Annotated in this window: 13 protein-coding genes; 9 read left to right on the plus strand and 4 right to left on the minus strand. The window is 37.0% G+C overall.

All coding sequences use genetic code 11. The annotated features are described in order from the left end of the window. Positions 1–74: 74 nt before the first annotated feature. A complete protein-coding gene (locus tag MMB69_RS07440; RefSeq protein ID WP_221785434.1) occupies positions 75–1,019 on the minus strand; it encodes a phosphotriesterase family protein in 945 nt (314 codons plus the stop codon). Positions 1,020–1,235: 216 nt separating this feature from the next. After that, positions 1,236–1,742, minus strand: a complete 507-nt coding sequence (locus tag MMB69_RS07445) for a CcdC protein domain-containing protein (protein WP_221785435.1) — start codon at positions 1,740–1,742, stop codon at positions 1,236–1,238. 255 nt (positions 1,743–1,997) lie between these two features. Between MMB69_RS07445 and MMB69_RS07450 the strand changes: the two genes are divergently transcribed. The 5 genes from MMB69_RS07450 to MMB69_RS07470 all read left to right on the plus strand — a co-directional run bounded on the left by MMB69_RS07450 (position 1,998) and on the right by MMB69_RS07470 (position 5,155). Continuing rightward, on the plus strand, positions 1,998–2,444 hold the full coding sequence (locus tag MMB69_RS07450) for a helix-turn-helix domain-containing protein (protein WP_277447497.1): 447 nt from the start codon (positions 1,998–2,000) through the stop codon (positions 2,442–2,444). Between the two features lie 79 nt (positions 2,445–2,523). Further along, positions 2,524–3,264 (plus strand): CPBP family intramembrane glutamic endopeptidase, encoded by a 741-nt coding sequence (locus MMB69_RS07455; protein ID WP_221785436.1) that lies wholly within the window; start codon positions 2,524–2,526, stop codon positions 3,262–3,264. Positions 3,265–3,410: 146 nt separating this feature from the next. Next, entirely contained in the window at positions 3,411–3,545 is a 135-nt protein-coding gene (locus MMB69_RS07460; RefSeq protein WP_260506921.1) for a hypothetical protein, read from the plus strand. A gap of 187 nt (positions 3,546–3,732) precedes the next feature. Further along, entirely contained in the window at positions 3,733–4,509 is a 777-nt protein-coding gene (locus tag MMB69_RS07465) for an SDR family NAD(P)-dependent oxidoreductase (protein WP_221785437.1), read from the plus strand. Positions 4,510–4,864: 355 nt separating this feature from the next. Then, a complete protein-coding gene (locus tag MMB69_RS07470) occupies positions 4,865–5,155 on the plus strand; it encodes a hypothetical protein (RefSeq protein ID WP_221785438.1) in 291 nt (96 codons plus the stop codon). Between the two features lie 176 nt (positions 5,156–5,331). Here MMB69_RS07470 and MMB69_RS07475 read toward each other — a convergent pair whose 3' ends face one another. Both MMB69_RS07475 and MMB69_RS07480 read right to left on the minus strand, forming a co-directional pair. After that, positions 5,332–6,861 carry an MDR family MFS transporter gene (locus MMB69_RS07475; protein WP_221785439.1) on the minus strand — a complete coding sequence of 510 codons (1,530 nt, stop codon included), beginning with the start codon at positions 6,859–6,861 and terminating at the stop codon, positions 5,332–5,334. Between the two features lie 53 nt (positions 6,862–6,914). Further along, positions 6,915–7,586: a MarR family winged helix-turn-helix transcriptional regulator gene (locus MMB69_RS07480; protein WP_264408107.1), complete on the minus strand. Its 672-nt coding sequence runs from the start codon at positions 7,584–7,586 to the stop codon at positions 6,915–6,917. Positions 7,587–8,148: 562 nt separating this feature from the next. Between MMB69_RS07480 and MMB69_RS07485 the strand changes: the two genes are divergently transcribed. The 4 genes from MMB69_RS07485 (at position 8,149) to MMB69_RS07500 (ending at position 13,547) form a co-directional block, all read left to right on the plus strand. Continuing rightward, complete coding sequence (locus MMB69_RS07485; RefSeq protein WP_221785473.1) at positions 8,149–9,363, plus strand: threonine synthase; 1,215 nt, start codon at positions 8,149–8,151, stop codon at positions 9,361–9,363. 325 nt (positions 9,364–9,688) lie between these two features. After that, a complete protein-coding gene (locus MMB69_RS07490) occupies positions 9,689–10,594 on the plus strand; it encodes a TauD/TfdA dioxygenase family protein (RefSeq protein ID WP_221785441.1) in 906 nt (301 codons plus the stop codon). Between the two features lie 1,055 nt (positions 10,595–11,649). Next, positions 11,650–13,053 (plus strand): MFS transporter, encoded by a 1,404-nt coding sequence (locus tag MMB69_RS07495; RefSeq protein WP_221785442.1) that lies wholly within the window; start codon positions 11,650–11,652, stop codon positions 13,051–13,053. Positions 13,054–13,343: 290 nt separating this feature from the next. Next, positions 13,344–13,547, plus strand: coding sequence for a cold-shock protein (locus MMB69_RS07500; RefSeq protein WP_013056405.1), 204 nt, complete (start codon positions 13,344–13,346; stop codon positions 13,545–13,547). Positions 13,548–13,721 lie beyond the last annotated feature (174 nt).

The raw sequence follows: 13,721 nt of genomic DNA on the forward strand, positions 1-13,721 counted from the left end.
ATAATACATGGAAAAACCCCCACTTTAAGCCTGGAGAGTGGGGGTTTTAGTAGTAATAAAAAGGGATGTCCCAATTACTTTCCTTCAAACCAGCAGCGGGCGTTATCAAAAAGCATGTGCTGAATCTGCTGTTCGGTTACGCCTTTTCTTTTTAATTCCGGCACGACTTCTTCTAACACAAAGCTCATTGACCATTTTGGAAAACGTTCTTCAATTACGCCTTCTGGAAACCAATCCATTGTACAGCAGTAGTCTTGTGAGAGAAACATGCGGTTTGAATAGCCTTGTTTAGCTAACTGGATGACCGTATTATTTCTATTTTCAGTTGAACATTCTCTAGTCAGGCCGTAGCGGTCCATACCGATAAAGGCACCTTGACTTAATATGTTTGAAATATACTCGAGATTATCCGTATCTCCCGTATGTCCAATCAGAATTTGATTTGGATTAGCGCCTTCATCCAGTAAGATGTCAAGCTGCTTTAAGCCTGTGCCGCTTGCAGGATGTGAATGGGTCATAATTGGCACGCCCGTTTTTTTATGAGCTCGTGCTACGGCACGCATTACTTTTTCTACATCAGCCGTTACGCCAGGTGCATCTGTGGCGCATTTTAGAAAACCTGCTTTAATCGACGTGTTTTGAATGCCAACTTCGATGTCTCGAACAAACAGATCTGCCATGTAGTCAATGCCACGAGTTTGAAAGTGAGTAGGGATGTAGTTATACGTATAAATTCCTGTGGCTGCGATGATTTGAGTGTCCGTTTCACGGGCAATTTTTTCAATAAAACGAATATCACGTCCTTGTTCCATCACCGTAGGATCACAGATTGTGTTAACTCCAAGCTTCTTCGCACGATTTACTTGTTCCACTGCTTTTGCAACTTCTTGTTCTTCATCATATAAATGAGGAAACTGTGCGTGAACAGATTCAGAACGAACGCGCATATGTTCATGGATTAACGTTAGCCCTAGTTCGGACGTATGGACCGGGCCTGTTACAGAATTGATAAATGTCATAGTATGATTCCTTTCATCATATACCCGTAAATCAAACAGCGGGTGATTAGGTACAGTTTTAATATAATCTGTTTTTATATATAGACTTCTGTTATAAAAAAACACATATTGCATTATACAATATATATGTTGTCTTACACAACAGGCGGGCCTTTTACTCACTATGACAAAAAATCCTTCTTTCCAAACAGGAAGAAGGACTAGTTATATTGATAATTACCCAGCATTTACACTGTAATTATCACCATTTAGTTTACGGAATTTTAAATAGCTGCCAACTCGCCAAATGACAATATATATAAAAGCTAATGTCATCGTTAAGACCGCGAAGTCTATGGAATCTAAGCCTTTAAAGTACTGGCTCAAAGCCATTCTTATGAAGATAATAGCAATAATCACATATTTAAAATTTTTATTTGGCTTTGAGTAAATGAAGCCGTCTTCTCTTACTTCATAGTCTGTTTGGCTAAGCATAATGAGTCCGAATATAACACCTAATACACCAGCAATCAGCATTTCCCAGTAGGGAGGTAAGTGAAAGAGCTGGCCCGGTATGTGCATCAGCTGACTTAGACTAAGGGAAAATGCAATCAATATGAGAAAAATAGGTGCTAATATACCAAGTCCATTCTTTTTAATGGGCTTATTTTTCTTTTTCATCTTTCTCCAAATAATGAGTCCAATAAGGGCAATAACAAATAGATAAATAAGCAGCATTTCCATCGTAATTTTGCCTCCTTTTTTATTTCTACGTTCGTACAATACACTATTTAGTATAAACAATGAAAGGAGGGAGATAAAAGTGCATTCTTTCATTTTTTACACATGAGAATTCTCACTATTTTTTAGTGGTGTCGTTTTATGGTTTATACGTCTCATTACTGTTTCTTTCTTTTTTACCACAATATGTTAGAATTGTAGAAAACGAGAAAACGTAGTGCAAGCAGATTTTGTTTACAAGCTGCCACAGTTATAGAGGTGAATGAGTTGAGGTTAGGAAATCAATTAAAAAAATTAAGAGAAGAACAAAAAATGTCTCAAGAAGAGGTTGCTACGCAGGTGCGTGTACCTATACAAAACATACATAAATGGGAAGATAATAAAAGCTACCCTGATATCCAGCAACTTTTAAACTTAAGCGACATCTATGGAACAACTATTAATGAGTTTATTAAAAATGATGCTACATTACAGAGTAGAATAAACATTATTGAAGAAGAAAAAGAAGATGACGATGAACTGTTTCACCCAGGTTTTTATATTGGAATAGGCATCATGTTTCTTGGTACTTTACTTAGCCTGATCATCGGCAATCTTACAATCACGATGGTGACCAACATCGCTGGAATGCTAATTGCTTGTTTTTATAAAGGTATCTTAAAACTTTTGCAAGATATCAAAAAGGATTTTTATGAACAAGGATAAAAGGGTGAAAACATATAAAATCCTTAAAACGAATAGTATAGGTTATCAATGAAACCTAAAGCAGAAAGGTGGTGTAGTGATGATCAAGTCAAAGCTTTTGTGGAAAGTTATTGGCCTAGAAATCTTAGTTATCTTTTGGTTTGTAGTAAACGGTGCATACGTGAGCATGACGCATCCTACTACACATTATCTTCAGTTTTTAGGAATCGTCCCTTTGGCGATTGGAATAGCATTTTATCTAACAAAAGCAAAAAAGTGGCCGCATTTTTTCTTCTTTCAACAAAACATGTCGTTTAGAACGAGAATCCCGTTTCTTTCTCCGCTTCTTTTGTATTTGCTTATTATCCTCATTGGTAACAAAGGTGTATACGGAAATTCCATTGCAGATCTTGTTCTTATTTTGCTTACCCAAACTCTAGTCATAGCATTTGTAGAAGAGATGGTATTTAGAGGGTTTATCCTTAATTTGCTGCTATCAAAAAGCTATAAAGTGGCGGTTCTTCTATCATCGTTTCTATTTGCCTTTACGCACAGTTTGAATATGCTAAGCGGTCAATCCGTAGCAAATACGATTTTTCAAATTTTATTTGCATTTGTTATTGGGTTGGTCTTGGCTTTACTGATCGTTCACGGTCAATCGATTGGAATTACGATTGTATTTCACGGCTTAAATAATTTTCTCCAGTTTACAATCCCTGTCAACGCTAACGATTCTTTACTTATTAATTACGCGCTGCTTCTATTTTTAAGCGGATATGCCTTCTATTTATGGAACCGAAAATCTACTTTATCTGTTTCTCAACATCAGATTAGTAGCTAATCAAAAGAGACTTCAACAACAGTATTTTAGTTGAAGAAACATCTGAACGATGAATGGAGATTCTTGATGGAGAATCAAACTCGTTCGGATTTTTTGTTATTGTGATGAACGTAGGTTTCGTTTATGTGAGTAGGTGCTTCTAGCGGTTGATTGGAGGGCAAGGCGAAGACTCCTGCGGGAAAAGCGGAATAGGTGAGACCTCGCAGGAACGTAAGCGACGAGGAGGCTCAGCGGGCGCCCACGGAAAGCGAAGCCTTGCATGGAAATCAACAGCGATGTAGCGAGTGCCCAAACTAGCTCATGTATCCAATTCGCTCGCCTTTAGATTGAATTGCTTTAGTTGTGTCCCACTCTCTTTTTAGTGTTTCGAAGCAGGTATTAATCTACCCAAAGCTGAATAACTTCTATGGCTAATGCTACTAAATTTAATTTGTTGGGACTTCATTAAACGCAAAAGGGGAGAACTATATGTTTGAAGAAAAAGTAGGGATCATTACGGGTGGAACGTCGGGGATTGGCTTAGCTACAGCGGAATTACTCGCAAAAGAGGGCATGCATATCGTGATTGCTTCTAGAAATAGTGAAAAAGGAGAAGAAGCTCTTTCTGTATTAAGAAAGTGGTCTCCTCACTCTCTTTTTATCAAAACGGATGTAACGAATAGTCAAGATGTCAAAAATCTCGTGTGCCAAACATACTCTACATTTGGAAAAATTGATGTGGGCTTTAATAATGCGGCTAACACGGAGGCAGCTTCTAATGCTACCCATGAATTCAAAGAAGAAGACTTTGACCATTTAATAAACGTTACGTTAAAAAGTGTATGGCTTTGTATGAAATATCAGCTGCAGGTAATGACCAAACAAAATAGCGGGGTCATTGTGAATACGTCGTCAATGGACGCTATTTTATGTTCAGCAGGGACTGGCGTATATGCGGCTGGGAAAAGCGGTGTGATCGCTTTAACAAAATCAGTTGCTCAGGAATATGGTCATCAAAATATAAGAATTAACTCTTTTTGCCCAGGTGCATTTCGTACGCCTATGTTAGAAGAAAGATCTTCAGATTTATCTTCAGAGGAAAAAGTAAAGCTCAATGAATCCTATCAAAAGCTCAATGCGCTAGGCAGAATTGGTGATCCGCTTGAAGCGGCAAAAGCAGTAAAGTGGCTTCTTTCGGACGACGCATCTTTTGTTACAGGGCAAAATATTATTGTAGACGGTGGGATTGGGTTTAGGTTTGAGTAAGATTAATGAAATAAAAAGGTATTTAAGGGGATGCTTATGTCTTTCATTCTTAATAATTGCATGGCCATTAGTATCATATTTGTGATAATCCTTTTTGGAAGTATGATGTTTAACAATAGAATAGCCGTTCTGGTTATTTCTTTCGTTACTGTATTATTTGGTTTATTTCTACTTCTTTACTCTTTTGGGAAAATAAGCGGGTTTGATGCTCTAGACATTCAGATAAAAGGTTTAATAATTATCGGAGAAGGTTTACTCTTACTTGTTGTTACAAGCGTATTCATTTCTGTCCAAGAGGCAAAAAAGAAAACGATGTAAAGTAAAAGAGAAAATGGCTGCTAGAGGCGGTGATGAAATGGCAATTGGAGTTGCATTAACGATTTTAGTATTAGGTCTTATGTTTGCAGGTGGACTATGCCAAGGGAAATCAGCTAAAAGAAAATATATAGTGTGGGGAACAACAATCATATTGATTATAGCTCCATTCTTTTCATGGGTCGTTTCAATTTTGTTTGCGATTAGCCAGGAAGAAGGTTTTGCGGGAGTTGCATTAATGATGTTATTGTTTCCGTTTTTCTTTTTAGTAGGACTCGTTACGCTGTTAATCGGAGTCTTTAAGAAAGAGAGTGCGAATAAATCTATTTAAGAAAAAGAAAGAACAATCAAGAGTACAGCTGATAGTAATATGACTCCGAAATAACTAAAGTAAAATTTTTAATCTATTGATAAAAAAAGCCAATTCGAGTTAAATTCGAATTGGCTTTTTCATTTTTGGGAACGACTGTTATGCAAATATACTTTTGACTAAAGTATGAATCTCTTTTATTCCTCTTCTGGTTTTGAAGATAGCACTTCTTTTTTTAGAAAGAAGCATAAAACAAAGGAAATGATTGTAAGCACAAATGCGTAAGTATAGATATGTTGAAATGATTCAATAAATAAAACTTTGATTTTTATAAATAATTCTGGAGTAAGACCGTTTGGAATTCCTCCTGCTGCCAGGCTATTCATATTATCTGCCATACTTTTTGGCAATTCATCACCTAAACTACTTAGCTTTGAAGTAAGTGTGGAAGATAATAGCGTCCCAAACATACTTACTCCCACAGTTGCGCCAATAGACTGAAACAATGGAACGGTTGCTAATGCAATTCCTTTGTGTTCTTTTTCTACAGATTCTTGAACAATTAAGTTATCTCCGCCAAACATGACGCCTAAGCCAAGACCGGTAATAAAAAAGAAAATGATGACCTGCAGGGTAGTGGTGCTAATATTTAATTTAGAAAATAAATAAAAGCCAATAACAGGCATAATGAAAGAAATTACAAACAATTCGCGGTACCGAACTTTTGTTAATAGAAACCCAGAAACGATTGAAGTTGCAACAGCACCTACCATCATGGGCAAAGTTAAATACCCAGATTCCGTAGGGGTAAGGCCTAATACGTTTTGTGCAAAGTAAGGGAAAGATGAGAATGATCCCATTAATCCACAGCCTACAGTAAAAACAAGCAGTGATAATACTAAAATATTACGATTTTTAAATAGATGCAGCGGTACGATAGGTTCAACCACTTTTGATTCTACCCAAATGAAAAGTCCAATTAAAAGTACGCCTACACATAGTAGCGAAATGATGAATGGAGAGCTCCACGCATATCCTTCGTTCTCGACTAAAACAGGCGTAATTAATAACGAAATGATCGCAGCTACCAGAATAATGGCTCCAGCCCAATCAATCGTTACTTTTTTTCTTTCATGTGTTTCTTTTAACCCACTTGCTAAAAAAATAACTGCTATTAATCCTACTGGAATATTTACGAAGAAAATCCAGTGCCAGCTTGCTTGATCTACAAAAAAGCCTCCCATTAACGGCCCTAAGAGCATAGGGATAAACATAACTGGACCCATAAACGCTTGAACTTTTGCTCGTTGTTCAACGGGGAACAAATCACTCGAAATCGTCATGGCTAATGGCATGAGGCCACCCGCGCCAAGTCCTTGAATTCCTCGTCCAATTAAAAGCATAATCATGGAATGAGAAAGCCCGCATATAATGGAGCCACCGATAAAAAAAGCCATAGAAGCGAAGTAGACTTTTTTTCGACTAAATAAATCGGCTAATTTCCCTAGTATAGGCATAAAAGCAGATAGCGCTAGCATATAGATGCCTGCAACCCAGCCATACATAGATAATCCGCCAAGATCACGTATAATCGTTGGCATGGCTGTATTCACAACCGTTTCATCAAGCTCAGAAAAAATAATTCCAATCATTAATCCAGTCATTACTAATATTTTATTGTTTTTATTATTTAAAACTTGTTCTCCAACATTTGAGATGTTTTCCATATTGCGTTTCCTCTCGTGAAATTAGTAGAAATAGTCACTAAACAGCATGTGAATTATTTCTCGTTATTATCTCTATTAGTTTCTCGGGGGTTTCGATTTCTAAATCTCGGTGTTCTAGATTCAGCACCGCCTCCCCAAGGTCCACGCTCAAAGCCCCTTGGCCCGTGCTCTGGAACACCACCAAAGAATCTATGGTGAGGTCCAAATCCTCGCAGATCATTAGGATGTCGAAATTCTTGGCCTTCATCATGACCTTGTTTTAACATTTCTTCGTCTAAGTAAGTATTTAACTTCTGCATTAAATGTGAAAGAGTATCCTGCTCTTCTTCTGAAAGAACATCAAAGATGCCGGAGTTATTGTTTTGTTCCTCCGTAGCCTCGATAGCCTCTAGTCCAGCTTCTGTTAACTCAACGGAAAGTACTCGTCGATCTTTCTCAGATGGTGTACGAACAATGTAACCTTTTCTTTCTAACTTACCAAGTAATTCACCTATTGACTGAGGCCTCATGTCCAGTAAGTACGACAGCTCTTTTTGTGTAGTTTTAGGCTGCAATTTTAGTAATTTTAATATCCGTCCTTGCCCTCGGTGCTGATCACCTAATGCTCCAGCATCTCTTCTGTTGATGAAGTAGTATCGCTGATATCTTGCCAGCTGTCTCTGGAACCTGAAAAATTGATCAATTAAATCTTGCTCGTGTAAATATTCGTTATCTCTTTCATTCATGATAAAAGCCTCCTTGCTAATTTAACGTTATCCTTATCTGCACAAAAAATGTTATCTTCTCAAAAAGATAAGGTACCTTATCAAATAATAAAGGTACCTTACTAAAATGTCAACATCTTATAAAAAAGATACTTTGGCAAAGTTAAACATATGTATAAAAGCTGGAAAGAGTTCTGTAAGTAGACACATTGCCGAATAGTTGAAGAAAGGTTTTGCTAAGAAATTCCGTTCTGAATAATAGTAAAGTTTTCGGTGCTGAAATCCGAAGGGCAGTCACTGTTTCTTACATAAGTGTATTTGCTAAAAGGTCTAAAATAATTATTCCTATAATTAAAGTATGAATTGCGTTTGTTTTTCGCGTTTTTATTTAAAATTACTGAGATTAATCCTAGAATAGTAATATAACTAACGTAGAAAGAAGTATAAAAACCCTAATTTAATAGGTTTTTTTAAATATTCCATAAAATGATAGGTAAATTATAACTTACAATTCTGATAAAAATACTATAAATTATATTTTATATAAGATATTATGTTTACCGAACTTAAAGGAGTGTGTATGATGCCGTTCAGTTATGTTTCTCACTTACATTGTCCTAAATGTAAAAAAGAATATAGTCCCAAAGAAAAACATCAATTATGTGAATGTGGTTCACCTTTATTAGTAGCGTATGATTTAGAGAGATTAAAAGGCAATCTAAGTCCAGAAGATGTCCAAAGCAGAGAACCAAATCTATGGAGATATCATGAACTGCTTCCAGTAGAAGATCCTAAAAACGTCGTTTCCTTAGGAGAAGGGATGACTCCGCTTATAAAAATGCCTAAGCTAGGGAAAGAAATGGACATTACAAACTTATATATGAAAGATGAAGGCATTATTCCAACGGGATCATTTAAAGCTAGAGGCGCCGCTGTGGGGGTGTCAAAAGCAAAAGAACTGGGCGTTGAACAGTTAGCGATGCCTACAAATGGCAATGCCGGAGCTGCTTGGTCGCTGTATTCGTCACGTGCTGACATAAAAGCAACCGTTGTGATGCCAAAAGATGCACCTGTTATTACAAGAAATGAGTGTGCTGTCGCTGGAGCTGACCTTTACTTAGTAGATGGACTCATCAGTGATGCTGGCAAAATTGTCGGTGAGGCTATAAAATCATGGGGTCTTTATGATGCTTCTACGCTTAAAGAGCCGTACCGAATCGAAGGTAAAAAAACAATGGGCCTAGAAATGGCTGAACAGTTTTCTTGGAATCTTCCTGATGTGATTTTATATCCAACAGGAGGAGGAGTTGGTTTAATCGGAATCTATAAAGCGCTAAATGAATTAAAAGAGCTTGGCTGGGTTAAAGGTGATCTGCCTCGCCTAGTTGCGGTACAAGCTGAAAACTGTGCGCCTATTGTAAAAGCATGGAATGAAAGAAAACAAGAATCTGAATTTTGGCCGGATTCTTCAACCATTGCCTTTGGTATCAACGTACCAAAAGCAATCGGAGACTTTCTTGTTTTAGAAGCCGTATACAATACAAATGGATGTGCGATTGCAGTGGACGAAGATAAGATTGTGGAGGAACAAAAAAAGGTTGCACAGCTTGAAGGTTCGTTCATTTGTCCGGAAGGCGCTGCTACATTCTTAGCTGCACGCCGTTTGCGAGAAGAAGGATGGATTAAAGAAAACGAAACGGTTGTTGCTTTAAATACAGGACTTGGCGTTAAATATCCAAATACGGTAGACATCGAAGTCCCTGTTTTAGAGCGAAATGGCAGCCTTACTAAAAAATAAAGCAAGAAACACCTAAATAGATCTCCGTCTAATCGGGGGTCTATTTTTTGTTTTCACTCATTCAATATAAGAAATAGTAAACGTGAAATTTAGACTTTTTTAAATATATTGACTTATTTTAACTGGTAATCTATTATTCAATTAAACAAATTGATTTACTATGAATTGAAGCTGAATGCTACCAGGCAACTGGGGCCAGACTATCGCTCAAGCGAATAGACTGGTCCTTTTTGCTTTTTTGGGAATACGGCTATATTCAAGAAAATAAATTTGTTATTAAAAAATGAAAGCTCTCTTTCTAGGGAACTTACGAGGAGGACGTATCATGAGTACAGTTAGCAAAAGCGCAGCAAAAAATTCAGTTTTAGAAGTACAGCCTATCGCTGGTCACATTGGAGCAGAAATAAAAGGAGTGCATTTATCTTCGAATTTAGATGCTGAGACAGTCAGCGCCATTAACGAAGCTCTGCTAAAGCATAAAGTGGTCTTTTTTAGAGGACAAGGGCATATTGACGATGCTGAACAAGAGGCTTTCGCTGCGTTATTTGGTGAACCAGAAGCACATCCTACCGTTCCTATAAAAGAAGGCAGCAATTATTTATTTGAACTTGATTCTGAACAAGGGGGACGAGCTAACTCTTGGCATACCGATGTAACGTTCATCGATACATACCCAAAGGCATCTATTCTTCGAGCCGTAGTTGTCCCAGAAGCAGGAGGAGATACAGTTTGGGCAAATACAGCAGTTGCCTATCAAAACCTCCCTTCGGAGCTTCGTCACCTAGCTGATCAACTTTGGGCGGTGCATACGAATGACTATGATTATGGTGGAAGACATCCTAATCGTTCACAAGAAGATTTGGAACGTCATCGTAAAGTATTCGCTTCTACTGTCTATGAAACAGAACATCCAGTTGTAAGAATTCACCCCGAAACGGGAGAGCGTACGTTAGTGTTAGGACATTTTGTGAAAAAAATCAAAGGGCTATCTTCTTCGGATTCCAATCATCTTTTTTCGGTTCTGCAAGATCATGTAACAAGATTAGAAAACACAGTTCGCTGGCACTGGAAAGCGGGTGATATTGCTATCTGGGATAACCGGGCAACCCAGCATTATGCAATTAATGACTACGGAGAAAAGCACCGCGTGATGAGACGAGTTACCTTGGTTGGTGAAGTGCCTGTGAGTATCGAAGGACAAACGAGTATTACTTATAAAAAAGAAAGCTAAAAATAGGGTTCTATTTTGTATCAGTAAGTTTCTTTGAAAGCAGAGGCAGGTGAGATAAAAGGTTGGGATCCCTAAGAAGGGACTTATAACATGTTATAAGTCCCTTCTTAGGGTCTTTACACAAATTTACAGGTATAAAGGTAACTTCAGTTAAAGAAAAGTGACCTATCATAAAGAGTGATTTATTGTCATTAAGAATGCGATAAAGCCCAAGAATGTAGCCACTAGTTTCTCTTTCGTTTTAGAACGAAGACGAGAAAAAACGACTTATAAATTGTTTTCATTTATCTTAGATAAAATGTCAAATATTTATTTTGTGTAAATAATTGTAATATTTGTGAATCTTTATATTCAAAACTATACGGATACGTTTAGGTTTAAAGTTCGTCTAAGAGGGTATTTGAAAGAAGAAAGATAGCATCTTTATAGCCCTAAAAACAGCTTGATGAAGGAGTTGAGTGCAATTACTATATCATACTACTTGAAGAATATGCCAAAAGTCACATTGGACACTAGCTTGCTTTTGCAAGAGAAGATCTATACGAAGTCATGAACGGTGATACGGAGAAAAAAGTTGAATTCTATCCTTACAACACAACTCGGTCAGGTTTTGAATCCTAATAGCTAACAGGTTATAACAATAATTGTAAGATAATCTGATTAAAAATTACTGCCAAGCACATTATAAACTAAATACTTTATTTTTAACGATAAGGTACTATTTCGACGAGTGAAGCCCCGTAGAAAGCGTTTTCTATGTTTGATAAAGATTGCTTCTTTAGTGGAGGTGAATTGCTACTTGATTTGGGCTGAAATAAAAAAATTTATTTTAGCTTTAATTAATTTCTTTATCAACGTTCATTCTTCAGCATTTTTTTGGCTCTAACCCCCTTAGCCATAACCTTTTTTAATATTTAACATCACATGAATAGTTTTCTTTTTTTACTTAAAAATAAGAAGTGTTCCAACACATTTAAGTGTGAAATACAGTAAGTCAAATTTGACTTTACTACTCAGTCTTGTATAATCGTATACCGCGGAGGTGACGTAATGAAATGAAGTTTAACAAGAAAAAAATTAACGTCGTAGATATTGACAAAGCTAAAAAAAGCGTCTTTGCTACAGGGGTAGGAAACGCGATGGAATGGTTTGACTTTGGCTTGTATTCATATTTAGCCGTAATTATTAGTCAAAACTTTTTTAGCGCAGTTGAAAATGATCAGCTCAAATTAGTGTTCACATTTGCCACATTTGCGATTGCCTTTTTAATGCGTCCATTAGGCGGTGTTATATTCGGTAAAATCGGGGACAAGTTAGGAAGGAAAGTCGTTTTAACCACCACCATTATTTTAATGGCCTTTTCCACATTACTCATTGGGTTGTTACCTACATATGATCAAATCGGTATATGGGCACCCATCCTTTTATTAATTGCACGAATCATTCAAGGTTTTTCAACTGGTGGCGAATATGCTGGTGCGATGGTGTATATTGCAGAATCGTCTCCAGACAATAAGCGAAATGTGCTTGGAAGTGGACTAGAAATCGGTACACTTGTTGGCTATATTCTTGCTTCACTACTAGCCAGCTTACTGTTTTTTGTTCTCTCGGATAAACAGATGGCCTCATGGGGCTGGAGAATTCCCTTCTTATTAGGATTGCCTTTAGGACTTATTGGTTTTTATTTACGAAGAAGTTTAGGGGAAACACCTATTTTTGAAAATGAACTTTCCAACGAAGACGAAGTTGAAGAAGAAAGCTTCCTCTCTATTTTAAAAAATCACAAAAAAGATGTGTTTGTTTGTTTCGTAGCCGTGGCTTTCTTTAACATTACAAACTATATGCTATTATCGTACATGCCTTCTTATTTGAATGAAATTATTGGTTTATCAAACACAGTTGGTACGGTATTAATTACGGCAGTTATGATTTTAATGGTGCCGCTTGCTCTTATGTTTGGAAAACTGAGCGACAAAATCGGAAACAAGAAAGTTTTCTTAATCGGTTTAGGCGGATTGAGCTTACTGTCAGCCTTTTCGTTCTATTTAATCAATCTAAACGGTTTAATCTTTGTTTCAATCGGTATTCTTATTCTAGGTGTTTTACTTGCTACGTATGAAGGAACAATGCCAGGAACGCTGCCAACGATGTTCTACACAGATATTCGCTACCGAACATTAGCGATTACGTTTAATGTTTCAGTTTCTATCTTTGGTGGAACGACGCCATTAGTTGCGACATGGTTAGTTCACGCAACGGGCAATCATTTAGCTCCAGCGTTCTATTTAACGATTGTGAGCATCATCGGATTTTTCGTAATCTTGTTCCTGTTTACGAACACGGCAGGAAAATCACTGAAAGGTTCATACCCTACAGTTGCTTCTAAGTCTGAGTACAATGAAGCGGTCGAAAATCCAAAAGATTCATTATGGTGGCACACAGAGCAAACAGAAAAATAAAGTAAATAAACAGCAGCTGCTGCATTAACTGCTGCGCAAAATATGAACACTGAAAAAGAGCCTTCTCCTTGTATCGCATAGAGAAGGCTCTTTTTATCATTCAATCATTTATCCCATTCCCTGTATTTGCTATCTTTGATTCTGTATGTTACGATTAAGTTAATTATTTTTGTTCGGTATAAGATTGAGAGAAGAGAAATCTCTTCCATAGAATTTTTTATCTTAAGATAGTATGGTTGGACAAGGGTAGTAATACAAGCGTGGAGTATTCCACACCAGGAGGCACTATTATGGAACAAGGTACAGTGAAATGGTTTAATGCAGACAAAGGCTTCGGCTTTATCGAAATTGAAGGCGGAGACGATGTATTCGTACATTTCAGCTCTATTCAAGGCGAAGGCTTTAAATCATTAGAAGAAGGTCAAAAAGTAACGTTTGACATCGAACAGGGCCAACGTGGAGCACAAGCTGCTAACGTTCATAAAGTAGCATAATTAAAACTAAAAAAGACTCCACATAGGGGTCTTTTTGCTTTGGATTTTAATAATTTAAAAAGATTACTTAAAAAATAAGTATAGACATTGGAAGACAAAATGCTATTAAAGCAGAGCTACCTATATGTAAAATCCCGTGTCCCAAAAAAATAGAAAAAACCCCCTTATGGTTAT

This window comes from Priestia sp. P5 (assembly GCF_029522155.1).
Taxonomy (GTDB): domain Bacteria; phylum Bacillota; class Bacilli; order Bacillales; family Bacillaceae_H; genus Priestia; species Priestia megaterium_E.